We start from the raw sequence: 17,237 nt of genomic DNA, 5'->3' as shown, positions 1-17,237 counted from the left end.
CGATGAAATATTTGGTGAGTTCATGTCTTGCTGGCGTAGCCTGCCGTTACAACGGAACAGCGAGTCTGGATGCAAAGATTCAGGAGCTTGTGGAGCAGGAACAGGCGAAGATGGTCTGCCCGGAGCTGCTTGGAGGATTTTCCACCCCGCGGGAGCCAGCTGAAATTATCGGCGGTACGGGCAAGGATGTGCTGGCAGGTACAGCCAAGGTCATTGAGAAGAGTGGCAACGACGTAACAGATCTATACATTAAAGGAGCCTATCAGACACTTGAATGGGCGCAGAAACTGGATGTCACCTGTGTGGTGCTCAAAGAATTCAGTCCTTCCTGCGGTACACAGATGATCTACGATGGCAACTTTGCCAACCACAAGGTTGTGGGCGAAGGGGTTACTTCTGCTTTGCTGCGGCAAGAGGGGTTTACGGTCATCTCGGAAAATGAGTTTATGCAGCAGCTGTAATCATCATCATCGCTGACATGAATCACAGATAAGTCGCCTTGGGGAGCAGGAGATCCATGGCGACTTGTTTTTGGTTACAACAGGGCATGCACTTAACCATAGAAAAACCTTGTTAGATAACAATAGTTACTTTTATGAACTAAGAAACAACATTGTGCGTACTTTTATTTTATGAGTATAGAATCTAAAATAACACTCAGGCATTCAGTTTTAAACCATGAACATAAACAAGAAAAGGATGTGCAGATCATATGGAATCTTCGGCAAACGCCATTACAAAAGAAAACGTCTTGAACGCTTACCATTTTCGGCATGCAACCAAACAGTTTGATGCTTCACGTCTCATTTCGGCTGAAGATTTTGAGTATATTCTGGAAACGGGACGATTGTCGCCAAGCTCGATCGGATTGGAGCCATGGAAATTTCTGATTGTGCAAAACCCGGACTTGCGCAAGCGTCTGTCCGAAGTTTCTTCCGGGGCTCAGAAACAATTGGCAGCGGCCAGCCATTTTATTGTTATTTTGGCGCGATCCGATGCAAGTTATGACTCACCTTACGCGGAATATATGCTGAAGGAAATTAAGGGCATGCCGAATGACGTATTCGAGTTGACCCGTGAAGCTTATGGCAAATTTCAAAAGAACCAACGAATGCTGGAGAATCCCCGTACTTTATTGGACTGGGCGTCCAAACAGACTTACATTGCTCTCGGCAATATGATGACTGCGGCAGCGCTGATTGGTATCGATTCTTGCCCAATTGAAGGGTTTAACTATGAGGGCGTACATTCGATTCTGGAAGAAGAAGGTCTGCTGGAGGATGGACTATGGGATGTTTCCGTTATGGCAGCCTTTGGTTATCGTGCGGAAGATCCGCCACGCGAGAAATCCCGTCAGCCTTTGGAAAAAATCACTCAGTGGATTGATTGAATTTACGAACAAATCGGCATGACTACCAGCATAAAAATGACTTCCGAGTGTGGGTATCTTTGATTTTGTAGGCATTGGAGCGGTAGATCACTTGTTCTTCAGCGGTATCCGTTATTTGGAGGCAGCGGCTTACCAATCTAGTCTAAACGCATACCCATGAATTTATTGGCAGGCCGGTTCGTTCGTCGAATCGGTCTGTCTAGTTTGCAAAATGAAAGAAAGGCGGTATAATCGTACCCATGGAAACTATACTCATATTCAAAGCATTATCCAACGAGACACGTCGACAGATTCTGTTGTGGCTCAAGAACCCAGAGCAGCACTTTCCACCGCTGGAGCTATCCCAGCATCCGGATGCAGGAAAGAGCGGCATATGTGTTGGTACGATTCAGGTGAAGGCCGGACTGGCTCAATCCGTCATATCCAGCTATCTGCTGACCATGCTCAAAGCCGGGTTACTGATCTCCGAGCGCAGGGGACAGTGGACGTATTATCGCCGCAACGAAGAAACTATTCGTCAATTTGCCGAGTACGTACAGCACGAGCTATAAGCCGGACGCCGAGACGGAAGCAAGAATGCAGGTGCAAGCGGGTATTCCGTCCGGATGTAAACGGCTTGAGGAGTAGCTCTGCACATCATTTTTTTACGCTTTTACATCTATATATCTGGATATACAAAAATAAATATAACTACAGAGGAGAACTATATATCATGTCTACCGAAAACACAGCTGCATCCCATAAAAAACATATTAACGACGTTAAATTGTCCATTCTGGATCTGGCACCTGTCGTTGTAGGGGCCACACCTGCGGATGCGCTTCGCAACAGTCTGGATCTCGCTCAGCACGCGGAGCGTTGGGGATATCACCGTTACTGGGTAGCGGAGCATCACAACATGCCAGGCATCGCTTCTTCAGCCACTTCGGTTGTGATTGGTTACCTCGCGGGAGGAACGAAAACCATTCGTCTCGGTTCAGGTGGAATCATGCTGCCTAACCATGCGCCGCTTGTGATTGCCGAGCAATTTGGTACACTGGAGTCCCTGTATCCAGGCCGTATTGATCTTGGACTGGGCCGTGCACCGGGAAGTGACCGTCGCACATCATTAGCCCTGCGTAAAGACCTCAACAGTGGTGAAGATTTCCCTGAATTGCTGGCTGAGCTTAGAGCCTTCTTCGATGCTTCTGCTACATCGTATCATGCGCCCGTTCGTGCTGTTCCCGGTGAAGGATTGAATATCCCAATTTACCTGCTCGGCTCCAGTGATTTCAGTGCTCGTCTGGCCGGACAGCTGGGATTGCCGTTTGCTTTTGCCAGCCACTTCTCACCGGATTACACCCGGATTGCACTTGAAACGTATCGGAGCAGTTTCCAGCCATCCGATCACTTGAAGGAACCCCATGTTATTGTGGGTGTAAATGCTGTCGTTGCGGATACCGACGAAGAAGCAGCATGGCTCGGTACAACGATGCAGCAGCAGTTCCTGAACATTATTCGCGGCACAACAGGATTGGTGCAGCCACCAGCCGATATGGAAGGCAAATGGACAGATCGTGAGAAAACCGGTGTAGAGCAGACGCTGAAAGCAGCTGTGAACGGTTCTCCGGAAACCGTGCGGGGTCAACTGGAATCATTTATCGCTCAGACCCAAGCGGATGAGCTGATTATTACGTCGATGATCTATGATCATCAGGCACGCCTGCATTCGTATGAGCTGATCGCTCAACTGGCGGGAAAAGCATAAACGTAAGTAAAAGTATAAGTAAAAGCTAAAGCGCAACATCCAACGTAATCATAGATGCGGATGCAGCTGACATATGAACGGTTTGTCTCTTTTTGGAGACGAGCCGTTTTTTGGTAGGGATATTTTTCAAAGGAGACCTATTGTCGGAGGACAAGGACATAGTCCCATTGAAGTCGCTAATTTAGCGGCTTTTTTATGTTATCGGTACAAGTTCGTGTCCCGAGCCAAGGACAAGAACATAGTCCGATTTCCGATTAGATGTGCATCTAAACATTAGGTACATGCACTTAAAACCTCATTAAGTACCATAATTCATGAAAATGTTTACATTGTTATGGAACAACTGACAGTGGTTTTTAGATCAAAGGGAGGGGAACATATACAGACATCGTACTTTATGCTGATTTGTCATTCTTAGAGACAAGAACTTGAACCCATTACCGTATTATGTTCCTATTGCCGAATAGGCATATATCTACACCGGTGTCTAGGTATTAAAAAAGCGAAATATCGGACTGAAACTAGCTGCTGAGGACAAGAACTTGTACCGATTGCCGTATTGGACAAGAACTTGTTCCCATTTCCTATTAGATAAATATCTAGGTATGATTTGTGAGTCTGTTTTGAGCAAATAAGCTTCAACACTCGAAATGAATAAAACAAGCTAGCCAATAAGCACTTTAGCAAAGAAAGGGGGAAAATGATGAATCTTCTTTTGGAGGATGAAAACATATGCCAAGATCGTACTTTGTGATGCTTTGTTATCGTTAATTTGTTGTTTTTGAGTTATACAAAAATAATGAATGAGTGGTGGGAAATGTTAGTTAAGGGACAAGAACTTGTTCCTATTGCCGATTAGGTGTGTATCTAATCCGTTATTTTGTCCGTTATTTCATTCAACTAACGGGCAGGTTAGCTCAATGTTTATTATAGAATACAATAATATTAGATACATAGAATACAAAAACACGTTAACTCATCAAACTCAATAAAAAAACAAGGTAGTAAAACTAGTGATTAAAATAGGAGGTAAGAACAATAGAAACTTTGAGGTGTTACCTTAACGAAGTAACTCAGAACGATTTCGAAGATGTGGTTCAGATATATAATTTATTCTGGTGTTTCTTAAGTTCTTTCGTTATGGACTCTAATTGAGAAATTACTTGCGCTGCTTCATATACCCCTGAGAAATCATAGATAAAAGCTGAGTTACTATCATCTGCTATGAGATCATTTAAGGACAACACTAAAGAAGATTCCCTGATCTGGAAGTCCGGTGTCTGATTTACCTTATTCTCATCTTCAAGCAGTTCTTTTTCGGGTATTTCAAGTTGTTTTAAGATATCATTAAGTTCATCCGAAGTCTGAACGGACCATACTTTCATGATGTCTTCCAAAAAGAATAGTTCATTCCACTTAGCCCAGCTTTTCAGGCGTATTTCTTGAGGTAATTGCGAAAGATAAGCTACTGGAACAACCTCCCCATAAACATTATAATTTGGGCCATCGTTTGTTTTCGCGTATTCCTTCTGCTCTGATCTGCTCATCAAGTTAAAAGCAGTGACCATGCCGCCTTTGCCACGTTTTACACGATTGAAAGAGCTGTTTGCTGTTCTCTTTTTTTCCTTACTGTCACCCATAATTATTTTTTCTATATTTTCTGACACGTCTTTTCCTCACCCCGATATTATCAAATTGAATGCCGTCTAAAGATCTATCACTGGATTTCACGCAAAAGGTTGGATTTAAGTTATTAATTGTCAGATTAACATAGCTCTCAGACATCGAGTAGCAAAACCATCATAGGCCAGTTCCCCAGCAAAAAGATACTGAATGACAGCATGAGACCTGTGCTCGGATGGAGGGGCTGCAGATCACCGGGAAAGTTACATATTGTTATATGTGAAATGTGAACGCTGTGGCCGCTACTCCTCTGGGCCTACTACAATACATATTTACTCAAAACCAAACTTGGCTTGATTATATGTTTATAAGCTTATGTGGCTTTGCTCTTTCCTATTTAATAGGGTACCTTTTATGTAGAAAACAACAATAATTAGATAAAAGTAATCAATAAACGCAGACCTCTTCCTGAGATAGAAGAGGTCCGTTTTATGTTGGTCGTCGTACTAAATACATTGGAAGCTTTTTTCTAAAAAACTCCTATTTATAACAAAGTATGAAACAAGCATATCCATCAAGAAGGAGACTGATAATGCAGTCTTGCTACAATTATCATCCAGCTGCAGCAACTTCCTAAACAGAAATATGGTCTTTGAAAAGCACATTACTACAGAGGAATCGATTTGGATTCCAAAAAGTTGCTTCAAAGATAATATGGATGAGGCTTCCTTCAACTAGAGGATTGGGTACTTAGGAAAAAAAACTAGCTTGTCGATCCGCTTGAATATTTTGCTGATGATTCACGCCTGATTTTAAGGAAAAATAGAACATCTGAGTGTATGTTTTGTTCCTCTACGGAGGGCCTTGTCTACTTTAAAGATTATTTCATTTGCAGTTCTTGTATAAATGGGGATTTTGGGGAATAGTCCGGAAGAGGAACGGGTATCCAAATTAGTGTTTTTCGTATATTCCAATAAGCATGCTTTTCGAGACAATTAGAATAACTGCACGATCCCGATATGGAGATTATCAGTTTATTATTTTTCAAAAAAAATAAGAACTTACAAAATTCCCCTTACTTTGACATTAAACACACTGTATTATATGAAATGTAAAATATAATAAAAATATAGGAAGGAGGAATAAAAGTTTACTTTTAGTGTTCTAACAATTTCGAGAGGATGGAAGTCTATGAAAAGAAGTAAGCCAATTAAATTTATTCTTGCCATTACATTAATAATTTCTTTATTTTCTAGTGTAGCAAGTGCAGCAAGTGCAGATTCTGCAGTATCCACATCGGAATTGGATCAGTATCTAATAAATGCCGGTTATCCTCAAGAACTTATCGATGCTTATGAAGAAGAGCAAAAAATGGAACTTTATGCTGCACAAGCGACATATATTTCGCATAAGGTTACTTATGACACTTTAACGGACAATTCTCCATCTAATGAAGATTCAATAACACCTATGAGTCTCTCTAATTTTACTCACATAACATCTTTTAGTCGTATACCATCAACTACTCCTGGAACTGCCAAAATAGCGGTAAATTATAACTGGGATTGGAATTACGACCCTATTTTCACTTCTTCAGATCAATATGGTATTGCATGGACTGATGACTGGAACCTAGTATCTGGTTCTTCAAAGTATAATTATAAAGCATTTGGGTATTATCACAGTGCTAGTGGCTCCACCCTTTACGCTGAAACTGCCGGCACTCAACAAAGCGGCCAATTAAAAGCCCCACCAGGAGCTGGTATAGGTTATGAGGTAAACCTAATCAGTGAATTCTCACAAAATGGAGCCAGATATATAGTCAATCGCCATAAGGGTTGGTCGGGTTTCCAACTGTATAGAGAGCATGATAAATCAGGAAGATTAGAAGTAACTGCATTTGAAGCTAAGTATTTTCATAAAGAGTGGAATTTGACTGGAGAAGTGAATGTTGCCAAAACGCCAGCAGTTACTTTTAGTACAACAGCTGGAGTATCTGAATCCAATGCAGACGCTCGAACACTAAACTGGTATCACAAAGATATGTAATCTTAAATATCAGGTATAGGTATGATATAATCATGACTATACCTGATTTCACTAGAGAGTGAGTTGTGATAAATGATTGATATTATGGCTTATTTTATTTTTACAGTTGTTCCAGTATTATCATTCATTAGTATCTACTTGTTATTAAAATTATTAACAGATGAAAATCGAAAAACAAAAACTAAAACATCGCATCGAGTTATAATAAGCCTTGGTTTCACCTTGAATATTTGGATAGTTTGTTTATTACTATTATTTAAATTGTAGAGATTTGTTGAAAACACTTAAAAACATTAGAGTTTAGCCAATTTCGGAATGCCGCAGTCAAAATAATGACATTAATCTTGAATAAAAAGTACATTACTCTTCTGCTTAACATTGCTAGTCCTTCTAAAAAATCGCCTTTGTTTTTACGAATCAATCAAAAAGAGCTTGAGTTATGGTAACACCCCTTATGGTATACAACGAAAAAGAGACATCTATTAAGATGGACTTACATGTTGTCTGCTGGAGGGGATTTTTTCATGGGGATAACAGGTCGTACAAACAAGAGTTGACGATTTTACACTTGCCCGTGATTTTCATACAATGATAGTACAAAATTACATACAAAATTAAGCGAGGAAGCACCTCGTACATTCAGAATTTTTTTCTGTCTGTGCGAGGTGCTTTTTTTTTGTAAAGATCAAGATCAATGCGAAGGATGGGAATTATGAATACTGTTGATGTAATAATAGATCATCTATCAACTGCAAAATTACTTCACGACAACTCAATAGAATTATCAGATCATCTCACTCAGTTAGTAGGCACAAGCAATGAGCTAATATATAGCTTAATCATCGGCTTAGATAAAGTGGTAAATCACAAACCAATGTTCATGTTATGGATTTCTTGAAAGGTAAGGCAAGTCTAAATACATCTGTTTTACGCATATTAGCAAAAACCCCAAAGAGTGTAACGAACGAGCCGAGAGAACAATTAATAGAAAGGAAGGAGCAAAGAACGCTAGTACATGAAATCAATAAGATGAATAACCGATTATATTCACCTAAAAATTGTGTTGATGCATTAAGGGAAGCTGCAAGCCACTTCGGTTCGGATTTTACAGTGATTCAGTATGATATTTATCGGGAAGGTAGGCTGAAGGCAAGAAACGATACGAGATTTCCATCTAGCAGAACCATAAAGAAGAACCTCGGTTACTGGAAGGCCTTCAAGTAATTCATATCAACTCATATAGAGAGTGGAGATATTATGATTCAAGTATACTATCAATTATCTCGATCGCCCTTGCAGAATAGAAGTTACTTGAAAAATAGAAGAGAGTCTATAAAGATATACAGGATAACCCAACTTGACCTATGGGGCATAAGGATCTTTTTAGGGTAAAATGATCTTACCGCTCTAATTTGAAACGGTTAAACAGAGCCGTACGTATAAACTCCATGTGTTATACATATGTTGGCTTGTACAAGCTACTTTATGTGCAGTGAAGAAACATGCTGGTTTACAGCTTATGCTTTGATAAAGGATACATAAGAGAGGAAGACACGCCTATGGAGCAACCTGAGCAACCCCGCATTTGGCCGGATCGGTTTAAGCGATTTTTTCTGAATAACAAGTTTGTCCTTTTTCTGTTAATTCTGCTGCTGGTAGGACTGAACGTGATGGTTCTGACCAAGGTATCCTTTGTTTTGCACCCGCTTGCGGTGCTGATCAAGACGATTGTGCTGCCGATTATTCTGTCGGGTATTCTCTATTACCTGCTGAATCCGATTGTGGATGTCATGGAAAAGTGGAAGATCAAGCGAGGATGGTCCATTCTAATCTTGTATCTCGCCATCGGAGGTATCCTGACAGTCGTCGTACTGGCAGTCATTCCGGTCGTGCGTAACCAAATTACGGGGCTGATCGAAAATTTCCCAACGTACAGTGAGACGGTAAAGCATCAGTTTGAGGAACTTACGGGCAGCAAGCTGTTCGGTCAGTTTCAGGAGACAGTGAATCTGAATTCTCAGGACTGGTGGGGCACGATCTCCCAGAAAGCTACTGAGATTCTGAACTCGACCTGGACCCGATTGGGCGGATTCCTTGGAGCGTTCACCGAGACGGTGCTGTCCATAGTAACGGTTCCGTTTATCCTGTTCTATCTGCTGAAAGACGGCAAGAAGCTTCCAGCGAAAATTCTGTCATTCCTGCCAATCAAGAGCCGTACGGGTGCAATGCATGTGCTGGAAGATATCAATCACCAGATTAGTTCGTTCATTCGCGGACAGATTATCGTCAGCTTCTGCATCGGTATTTTGCTCTACATCGGTTATATGATTATTGGTCTGGACTATGCGCTGATTCTTGCGATTATCGCATCGTTCACAAGTGTCGTTCCGTACCTGGGACCTGCAATCGCGATTACGCCTGCGTTGATCGTAGCTCTGGTCACTTCCCCGGTCATGCTGCTGAAGATGGTAGCCGTGTGGACCATTGTGCAATTAATTGAGGGTAAATTCATCTCACCTCAGATTATGGGCAAAACGCTCAAGATTCACCCGATCACGATTATCTTTGTCATTCTGACTTCAGGCAATCTGTTCGGTGTGGTGGGCATTCTGCTGGCTGTTCCGGGATACGCGGTGCTGAAAGTATGTGTGTCACATATCTTCAACTGGTTCAAGGAACGATCCGGCCTGTATGATCCGAAAAATAACAATCTATTGTAACCGGAGTGGGCAAGCCTAAGCTGAACCCCCATAATACACTTCTTTTTCTGCCAAAACGGTGCCCTTATACAACAGAACCCCCGTCCATCGGCTAATAGCCGACAGGCGGGGGTTCTGTTGGTTGAACAGGTTTAGCTAATGCCTAGCCATGTTTAATATGCTGGAGCGTTTGCAGGAAGATCTGCTCAATGTGTGCATCATCCAAAGAATAATACACGGTCTTGCCCTCTTTGCGCCGCTTGACGATCCGCATGTTGCGGAGCGACCGCAGCTGGTGCGAAATGGCCGACTGTCCCATATCGAGCAGCACCGTCAGATCGTGCACACATAATTCTTTCTGCAACAGCGCATCAATAATACGAAGTCGTGTCGGGTCGCTGAAAGCCTTGAACCAATCGGCCATCTCGGAAGAGGTCTCGCGATCCATGAGAGAAGCACGAAGGGTCTGCACGTCAGCCTCTGTTCCAGAGCAGGCCGCGTCGCATTCGGCAGGAGCTTTAACCGGTTGTTCCATTTCCTATCACCACCTATATGAACTCAACCTTTGATCAAATGTTCTTCGATAAGCCTATTATATCCAAAAAACGTCTAAAGCGAAATGATTACTATTAGCATATTCTGTATGAAAAATCAACTGGAATTGTTGACACTCATGTTTAAGCGTGCATATAATAGGGTTAACAAAACATATGAATGATTGCTCATATATTGATTGTAAGATCAAAAAAATTACGGATAACTTTGTTTTACGTACTGCAAAGGGGAGAGTTCACATGGGAACCGGACAGGAACAGGTGAAAAGGGAACTGCTGCTGGATGGATTGGATTGCGCGAACTGCGCATTGAAGATTGAGAATGGCGTCAAAAAAATTAAAGGTATTTCCGATTGCTCGGTTAATTTTGTAACTAAAACCTTATCCATGCACACCACATCCGATATGGATGAGCAGGTGGTGGAAGAAGCGAAGCGCAAAGTTCTTCGGTTGGAGCCGCATATTCGTATTTCGGAAAAAAATAAATCATCACAAGGCAGTCGTGCTGCTGCCGATTCAATAAACCGCGCCAACGGCAATGTGCACGCACACGCAGGCAGCGGAGCCCACACGCATGAGCACACGCCGAGTGGTCAAGATCATGCTGGTCATTCCCATGACCATGATCATGCACATGACCACGCCCATCAACACAGCGTCCAAGGGCACGCGCATGATCATGGAAGTCATGCCGGTCACGATCACGAACATGCAGACGGTCACGATCATGACGCGCACGCCGGACACTCGCATGAACATGGCGCTGGGCAGACGAAGGTGCTGCTGGCACGTCTGGCGGCAGGCTCCATTCTGCTGGCAGCGGCGATCTGGTCTCCGCTGGAAGGATGGGCGCAGCTTGCACTCTATGTTGTTGCTTATCTGATTGCAGGGGGAGATATCGTCCTCCAGGCGTTCAAAAACATTATTCGCGGTCAGGTATTCGATGAATACTTCCTCATGTCCGTCGCCACCATTGGTGCTTTTGCCATTGGTCAATACCCCGAAGGTGTTGCGGTCATGCTCTTCTATCAGCTCGGTGAGCTGTTTCAGGGAATGGCGGTTAATCGCTCAAGGAAGTCGATTCAGTCCCTTATGGATATTCGCCCGGACTATGCCAATATGCTGATCGGTACGGGAGAAGAGACCAAGCGGGTTTCTCCGGAAGAAGTGCGCATTGGAGATCGCATCGTGGTCAAAGCGGGCGAGCGGGTGCCTCTGGACGGGATCGTTAAGGCAGGTCGTTCCATGGTAGATACGTCCGCTCTGACGGGTGAGTCGGTGCCTCGGGAACTGGAGCCCGGCAGTGATGTGCTGAGTGGGTTCGTGAACAAAAACGGGATGTTGACCATTGAAGTAACGAAAACCTTTGGTGAATCCACGGTATCCAAAATTCTGGACCTGGTGCAGAATGCAAGCAGCCGCAAAGCCAAAACGGAACATTTTATTAGCAAATTCGCCCGTTATTACACGCCGGTTGTTGTTATTTTGGCTGCATTGATTGCGCTCGTTCCGCCGCTGGTGCTTAGTGGTGCAACATTCGCCGATTGGATCTATCGTGCACTGGTGTTCCTCGTAATCTCTTGTCCGTGTGCGCTGGTCGTCTCCATTCCGCTTGGTTTTTTCGGTGGCATCGGAGCTGCCTCACGTAACGGTATACTCATCAAAGGAAGTAACTACCTTGAAGCACTGAACGATGTCAAAGTCGTTGTTTTTGATAAAACGGGTACACTAACCAAAGGTGTTTTCAAAGTAACAGCGATTCGTCCTGAAGGTGGGCGCACGGAAGAAGAATTGATGGAGCTTGCTGCGATTGCCGAAGCCCATTCCAATCATCCGATTGCTGAATCCATTCGTGCAGCTTGGGCAAAAGATATCCGTACACAAGGTGTGGACGATTACGATGAGGTAGCCGGACATGGCATCAAGGTCAGTGTAGATGGACGTGAAGTGCTTGCTGGTAACGCCAAATTAATGGAACAGGCAGGCATCTCCTACACGACTCCACAATCCGTGGGCACAGTGGTGCACGTTGCCGAATCAGGTTCGTATGTGGGCCATCTGATCATTGCCGATGAGGTGAAGGACGATGCGGCGGCAGCTATTCAGGCGCTCAAGAAGCTGGGCATCCGCAAAACAGTGATGTTGACAGGGGATGCCAAGGCTGTTGGTGAGGCTGTAGGGCGTGAACTGGGTGTCGATGAAGTATACGCAGAGCTGCTGCCACAGCATAAAGTCGAGCAGTTAGAGCGGCTTGAAGCTTCCAAATCACCAAAAGAGAAAATGGTGTTTGTCGGTGATGGCATTAACGATACGCCCGTCTTGGCGCGAGCCGATGTAGGTGTAGCGATGGGCGGACTCGGTTCGGATGCTGCTATTGAAGCGGCAGACGTGGTCATCATGACGGATGAACCATCCAGACTGGCGAGTGCGATCCGGATTGCAAAACGGACACGAACCATTGTCTGGCAAAATATCGGTTTTGCATTGGGTGTCAAAGCGATCTTCCTGCTGCTGGGTGTGTTCGGAATTGCCACCATGTGGGAAGCGGTATTCTCTGATGTAGGGGTGACCGTGCTGGCTGTCCTGAACGCCATGCGTGTACTGCGGGTGAAGGACATCTAAGTTTTACGAAACGATCCGGGCGGCTCTTCGTATATACGTAGAGCCGTTTTTTTGTTTTAATAACTGTTGTGTATTTTGAATGGAGTTAGGGGAGGACATTGTGGCTGGAGCAATTGTTGGTTTGATATGCGGCGTGTGTTATTTCGTATTGGGGTTAATGGTTTACAAAAAACCGCCTAAAAGAATCAATGGCATATATGGATACCGTACCCCACGCGCGATGAGTAACCCGGAATTGTGGGAAGAAGCACAACGATACAGCGCCAATCTGATGATGCAGTTTGGTGTCATTATTACGGTGTTTGGTATTCTTGGTTTCTGGTTTACCGATGTACAAGCATTGGTTCTGAGTCTTTTCGCTGTCGTGTTCTATACGGTACGGCTGTTTACCAAGGTTGAAGGTCGCTTGAAGGAAATGCAGCGTGTTCAGCAGCAGGGACAGAAGAAGCAAGGCGCTTAGAAGTATGATGTGAATTCGACCTGAATGAAAGATCCGTGAGAGCGGATCTTTTTTGCGTCTTATAGAGGCAGAGAATAATAACTACATTTAACAACATATTGGAAATCTTTTATTGAGATATTCAGTCGATGTTTGAGACATACTACATATTCCGGTCGAAAATCTAACGTTGACGTTAACGTTAATGATATATATAATTATGTATATAACATTATAGACATATAATGAAAGTGAGGTGAAGGAAATGAGTTTATATAAAATCGATGACGTAGCCAAGGAATGTGGTTTGACCAAGCGTACCATTCGGTATTACGAAGAGATTGGTGTTATGCCTTCACCTCAGCGGACGGATGGTGGCACACGATTATACACCCGAGAAGATATCGATTATCTGAAAAAGGTGGTCCGGGCGAAGGAAGTGCTGGGATTCTCACTTCAGGAGCTACATACCTATGTGGCAACGGCGGATGCGCTGAACGAACAGCGTTTTGACTACCAGCAGACCACGGAAGTAAAAGAACGGATCGAGAAGCTCACCAAGATGGAAACGACGCTGGACGACCAGCTGGAGCTGATTGAGCAGAAACTTCAGAGCATTCATGCCGTGCAGAAGGAACTTGAGGAATTGCGTGAACGGGTTCAGAACGGCATTCGACGATTAGAAGGGCATGAGAATGACACATAATTCATATTCCACGATAAGCACCGGGAGATCCGGTGTCCTTTGTGCCGTTTTCTTTCCCATATTTCTGAAAATGAAGACAAGAATTTCATTGTTTTCACAATTTATTTCACAACATAAATCATGAATCAGGAGGAATGATGTATGAAAAGAGAACCCTCGTTACCTGACGAATTACCGTCATCCCGTGGAGGCCTGCTGTCCCAACCCAGAGCGGTATGGGCAGTAGCCTTCGCCTGTATTATCTCCTTTATGGGACTAGGATTGGTTGACCCGATTCTGCCTGCGATTGCAGATCAGCTGCATGCTTCCAAAAGCCAGGTATCTTTATTATTTACAAGTTATAACGCGGTTACCGGGGTTGCCATGCTCATTACGGGTGTTGTATCCAGCCGGATTGGTGTGAAGTGGACACTGCTCAGCGGGATTTTGCTAATCATTGTTTTCTCGTTCCTGGGCGGGACATCTGATACCGTAGGTGCACTGGTCGGTTACCGTGGTGGTTGGGGACTGGGGAATGCCCTGTTCATCGCAACCGCATTATCCGCTATCGTGGGATTGTCCACTTCGGGGACAGCCAAAGCCATTATTTTGTACGAAGCAGCGCTTGGTCTGGGGATTGCCGTTGGTCCATTGCTCGGTGGTGAACTGGGTTCTATCTCGTGGCGTGGCCCGTTCTATGGTGTAGCTGTTCTGATGGCGATTGCTTTTATCAGTATTACGTTTATGCTGCCCAAGATAGCCAAACCCAAAACACGCAGCTCCTTGTCCGATCCGTTCAAGGCTCTGGGTTATCCTTCACTAAAAACATTGGCGATTACCGCCTTCCTGTATAACTTTGGTTTCTTTACCTTGATGGCTTATTCACCTTATGTCATGAATCTGGATGAGCACGGACTCGGTTATGTATTCTTCGGTTGGGGTCTGATGCTGGCGATCACGTCTGTATTTGTCGCACCTAGACTGCAACGCCGATTCGGATCGGTTCCTTCCATGAGCGTTATGCTGACCCTGTTCGCAATTGATTTGCTGGTGATGGCGGTAGGTACGGTGATGGGATCATCCACAACCGTTATCGTAGCTGTTATCGTTGCCGGGATTTTCCTTGGGATCAACAACACGTTAATTACAACGGCAGTCATGGAAGCTGCACCCGTGGAACGTTCTGTGGCATCGGCTGCCTACAGCTTTGTCCGGTTCCTTGGCGGTGCGTTGGCACCATGGCTTGCTGGTAAGTTATCCGAGTGGTTCCTGCCGGAGACACCGTTTTATTTTGGCGCATTGATGGTTCTGATCGGGGTCGTTGTGCTTCTGGTACGCCGCAGACATCTGCGCGATATCGATGCTGCCATTACGCATCATTAAGAACAGGAGGAATGGAAAATGCTGAAACGAATATTGGTTGCTGTCGATGGGTCGGAGCATGCACACAAGGCTTTGGAGCAAGCGGTTGTTCTGGCAGAAAGTTTGAAAGAGCCGGCTACGTTGATTATTGTTCATGTCAATCCTTCGATCTCGCTGAATGAGCCCGCACTTGGCGTGGATCTGGAAGCGCGGATCGCTGAAGAAGGTCAGCATATCATACAACCCGTTAATGAATTGATAGGTGCTCGTTCTGTTCATTATGAAACTTTGCTGATTGCCGGTGATCCCGTGAATGAGATATGCCGGGCAGCAAAGGATAGAAACTGTGATCTTATTGTGATGGGAACAGCGGGGAAAAGCATGCTCGCCGAAATCGTGGTGGGCAGTGTCAGTCACGGCGTCTTGAAACATGCAGAATGTCCGGTGATGACTGTCAATTAGAGGTATGACTTGTGTTGATGATGCCAAAGTGGTGTATAAATAGGTATGGGAATACTCTGCGGAAAACATGAATGGAGGATGCAGCGATGAAAAAACAACATCTGTTCATCGGGGGCAAGCCCACCGAATCAGTAGATTATATAACACTTCAGGCACCGTACTCTGGAGAAACACTGGCAGAAGTATCCTCGGCGTCAGCTGAGGAAGTAGAAGCAGCGATTGCCGCCGCAGTTCAGGCTCGCAAAGAGATGCGCAGAATGCCTGCCCATCAGCGTGCAGACATTCTTTACAAGCTGTCTGTCCTGCTGGAAGAACGGAAGGAAGAAGCGGCACGCATTATTGCACTGGAGGCAGCGAAGCCGATTACTGCGGCGCTCGCTGAAGTTGATCGTACAGTGGAAACGTATCGTTTCGCCGCAGAGGAAGCCAAGCGACTCACTGGGGAGACGGTTCCTATGGATGCAGCCAAAGGCGGAGAAGGACGCATAGGATACACAATGCGGCAGCCCTTGGGCGTTGTCGGAGCCATTACGCCGTTTAATTTTCCGATGAACCTGGTGGCTCACAAAGTAGGACCGGCGCTGGCAGCAGGCAATACGATTGTACTGAAGCCTGCGGAGCAGACGCCGCTGTCTTCCTATTACATCGCCAATCTGCTTCAGGAAGCCGGATTACCCGATGGGGCATTGAATGTGGTGAGCGGTGAAGGCAAAACGATTGGTGATGTGCTTGTAGAGCATCCTGATGTGGCTCATATTACATTCACAGGCAGCCCCGCTGTAGGCACAAGCATTCGCAGCAAAGCCGGACTGAAACGGGTGACATTGGAGCTAGGGTCAAATGCGGCCGTCATTATAGACGCGGATGCCCATTTGGACAAGGTGGTAACGAGATGTGTGACTGGGGCTTTTACTTACCAAGGTCAGGTATGTATCTCATTGCAGCGGATTTATGTGCACAGCGCGGTCGCGGATGAGTTCATTCGCCGTTTTGCTGAAGAGGCGAAACAAGTCGTGGTAGGAGACCCGCTGAACCCGGATACCGTTGTCTCTGCACTCATCACATCCAAAGACGTACAACGTACGCTCGAATGGATTAATGAGGCCAAGCAGGCAGGTGCTGAGGTTGCAGCAGGCGGCGAAGCCGAGGGAGGCGTACTGCGTCCAACGGTGCTTGTTAACGTTCCGCGTGATGCCAAGGTGTCTTGTCAGGAGGTATTCGCGCCGATCGTTGTCATTAATAAAGTGGATTCGGTTGAAGAAGGGATTGAGCATGTGAATGATTCCATCTATGGCCTTCAGGCAGGTGTATTCACCAATGATATTCATACCGCATTGCATGCTGCTGACCACATCGAAGCTGGTGGCGTAATGATTAATGATATTCCGACATTCCGTGTGGACCATATGCCTTATGGCGGTGTGAAGCAGAGCGGGATGGGGCGTGAAGGTGTCAAATATGCCGTGGAGGAAATGACGGAATTGAAGTTTGTCATGTTTAACAAGAATTAAGATCGACCTATAAATGAGCGGATATTCGAGATGAAATAGAACAAGGTGATCCTGTGCCCGAATTAGCGGGTGCAGGATTTTTTAGCTTTTTAAC

The 17,237-nt window shown here is 45.0% G+C and carries 14 protein-coding genes; 12 read left to right on the top strand and 2 right to left on the bottom strand.

Annotated features, from left to right (window positions below; translation table 11 throughout):
* Window positions 1-2 precede the first annotated feature (2 nt).
* The 4 genes from Q0V21_RS31595 to Q0V21_RS31580 all read left to right on the top strand — a co-directional run bounded on the left by Q0V21_RS31595 (window position 3) and on the right by Q0V21_RS31580 (window position 3,137).
* A complete protein-coding gene (locus Q0V21_RS31595; RefSeq protein ID WP_024632966.1) occupies window positions 3-461 on the top strand; it encodes a 2-thiouracil desulfurase family protein in 459 nt (152 codons plus the stop codon).
* Between the two features lie 251 nt (window positions 462-712).
* Window positions 713-1,390, top strand: a complete 678-nt coding sequence (locus Q0V21_RS31590) for an NAD(P)H-dependent oxidoreductase (protein ID WP_301882420.1) — start codon at window positions 713-715, stop codon at window positions 1,388-1,390.
* A 239-nt stretch (window positions 1,391-1,629) separates the two neighbouring features.
* The gene (locus tag Q0V21_RS31585; RefSeq protein ID WP_024632968.1) at window positions 1,630-1,941 is read left to right on the top strand and encodes an ArsR/SmtB family transcription factor; all 312 of its coding nucleotides are present in this window, start codon (window positions 1,630-1,632) and stop codon (window positions 1,939-1,941) included.
* Between the two features lie 161 nt (window positions 1,942-2,102).
* On the top strand, window positions 2,103-3,137 hold the full coding sequence (locus Q0V21_RS31580) for an LLM class flavin-dependent oxidoreductase (protein WP_301882417.1): 1,035 nt from the start codon (window positions 2,103-2,105) through the stop codon (window positions 3,135-3,137).
* A 1,097-nt stretch (window positions 3,138-4,234) separates the two neighbouring features.
* On the opposite strand, the gene Q0V21_RS31575 is transcribed toward Q0V21_RS31580, so the two are convergent.
* Window positions 4,235-4,804 carry a hypothetical protein gene (locus Q0V21_RS31575; RefSeq protein WP_301882416.1) on the bottom strand — a complete coding sequence of 190 codons (570 nt, stop codon included), beginning with the start codon at window positions 4,802-4,804 and terminating at the stop codon, window positions 4,235-4,237.
* Between the two features lie 1,147 nt (window positions 4,805-5,951).
* Between Q0V21_RS31575 and Q0V21_RS31570 the strand changes: the two genes are divergently transcribed.
* Window positions 5,952-6,809: a hypothetical protein gene (locus tag Q0V21_RS31570; protein ID WP_301882414.1), complete on the top strand. Its 858-nt coding sequence runs from the start codon at window positions 5,952-5,954 to the stop codon at window positions 6,807-6,809.
* A 1,559-nt stretch (window positions 6,810-8,368) separates the two neighbouring features.
* Entirely contained in the window at window positions 8,369-9,529 is a 1,161-nt protein-coding gene (locus tag Q0V21_RS31565; protein WP_301882412.1) for an AI-2E family transporter, read from the top strand.
* A 142-nt stretch (window positions 9,530-9,671) separates the two neighbouring features.
* Here Q0V21_RS31565 and Q0V21_RS31560 read toward each other — a convergent pair whose 3' ends face one another.
* Window positions 9,672-10,043 carry an ArsR/SmtB family transcription factor gene (locus Q0V21_RS31560; protein ID WP_024632971.1) on the bottom strand — a complete coding sequence of 124 codons (372 nt, stop codon included), beginning with the start codon at window positions 10,041-10,043 and terminating at the stop codon, window positions 9,672-9,674.
* Between the two features lie 259 nt (window positions 10,044-10,302).
* Between Q0V21_RS31560 and Q0V21_RS31555 the strand changes: the two genes are divergently transcribed.
* From Q0V21_RS31555 to Q0V21_RS31530, 6 genes are all read left to right on the top strand, one after another.
* Entirely contained in the window at window positions 10,303-12,684 is a 2,382-nt protein-coding gene (locus Q0V21_RS31555; protein WP_301882410.1) for a heavy metal translocating P-type ATPase, read from the top strand.
* A 100-nt stretch (window positions 12,685-12,784) separates the two neighbouring features.
* Window positions 12,785-13,144 (top strand): SdpI family protein, encoded by a 360-nt coding sequence (locus Q0V21_RS31550; RefSeq protein ID WP_285080285.1) that lies wholly within the window; start codon window positions 12,785-12,787, stop codon window positions 13,142-13,144.
* A gap of 244 nt (window positions 13,145-13,388) precedes the next feature.
* Window positions 13,389-13,829: a helix-turn-helix domain-containing protein gene (locus tag Q0V21_RS31545; RefSeq protein WP_301882409.1), complete on the top strand. Its 441-nt coding sequence runs from the start codon at window positions 13,389-13,391 to the stop codon at window positions 13,827-13,829.
* Window positions 13,830-13,970: 141 nt separating this feature from the next.
* Window positions 13,971-15,191, top strand: coding sequence for an MFS transporter (locus Q0V21_RS31540; protein WP_024632975.1), 1,221 nt, complete (start codon window positions 13,971-13,973; stop codon window positions 15,189-15,191).
* Between the two features lie 18 nt (window positions 15,192-15,209).
* Entirely contained in the window at window positions 15,210-15,632 is a 423-nt protein-coding gene (locus tag Q0V21_RS31535; RefSeq protein WP_079348857.1) for a universal stress protein, read from the top strand.
* Window positions 15,633-15,718: 86 nt separating this feature from the next.
* Entirely contained in the window at window positions 15,719-17,143 is a 1,425-nt protein-coding gene (locus tag Q0V21_RS31530) for an aldehyde dehydrogenase family protein (protein ID WP_301882406.1), read from the top strand.
* The last annotated feature ends 94 nt before the right edge of the window (window positions 17,144-17,237 follow it).

Origin of the sequence: Paenibacillus sp. 11B (assembly GCF_030487755.1) — a bacterium.
GTDB lineage: Bacteria > Bacillota > Bacilli > Paenibacillales > Paenibacillaceae > Paenibacillus > Paenibacillus vandeheii.
This window is presented reverse-complemented; position numbering and strand designations above follow the sequence as displayed.

Coding starts and splice junctions, on each gene's coding strand:
- Q0V21_RS31570 (WP_301882414.1), top strand. CDS start 5,952: ATGAAAAGAAGTAAGCCAATTAAATTTATTCTTGCCATTACATTAATA.
- Q0V21_RS31535 (WP_079348857.1), top strand. CDS start 15,210: ATGCTGAAACGAATATTGGTTGCTGTCGATGGGTCGGAGCATGCACAC.
- Q0V21_RS31545 (WP_301882409.1), top strand. CDS start 13,389: ATGAGTTTATATAAAATCGATGACGTAGCCAAGGAATGTGGTTTGACC.
- Q0V21_RS31560 (WP_024632971.1), bottom strand. CDS start 10,043: ATGGAACAACCGGTTAAAGCTCCTGCCGAATGCGACGCGGCCTGCTCT.
- Q0V21_RS31595 (WP_024632966.1), top strand. CDS start 3: ATGAAATATTTGGTGAGTTCATGTCTTGCTGGCGTAGCCTGCCGTTAC.
- Q0V21_RS31555 (WP_301882410.1), top strand. CDS start 10,303: ATGGGAACCGGACAGGAACAGGTGAAAAGGGAACTGCTGCTGGATGGA.
- Q0V21_RS31590 (WP_301882420.1), top strand. CDS start 713: ATGGAATCTTCGGCAAACGCCATTACAAAAGAAAACGTCTTGAACGCT.
- Q0V21_RS31585 (WP_024632968.1), top strand. CDS start 1,630: ATGGAAACTATACTCATATTCAAAGCATTATCCAACGAGACACGTCGA.
- Q0V21_RS31580 (WP_301882417.1), top strand. CDS start 2,103: ATGTCTACCGAAAACACAGCTGCATCCCATAAAAAACATATTAACGAC.
- Q0V21_RS31530 (WP_301882406.1), top strand. CDS start 15,719: ATGAAAAAACAACATCTGTTCATCGGGGGCAAGCCCACCGAATCAGTA.
- Q0V21_RS31540 (WP_024632975.1), top strand. CDS start 13,971: ATGAAAAGAGAACCCTCGTTACCTGACGAATTACCGTCATCCCGTGGA.
- Q0V21_RS31565 (WP_301882412.1), top strand. CDS start 8,369: ATGGAGCAACCTGAGCAACCCCGCATTTGGCCGGATCGGTTTAAGCGA.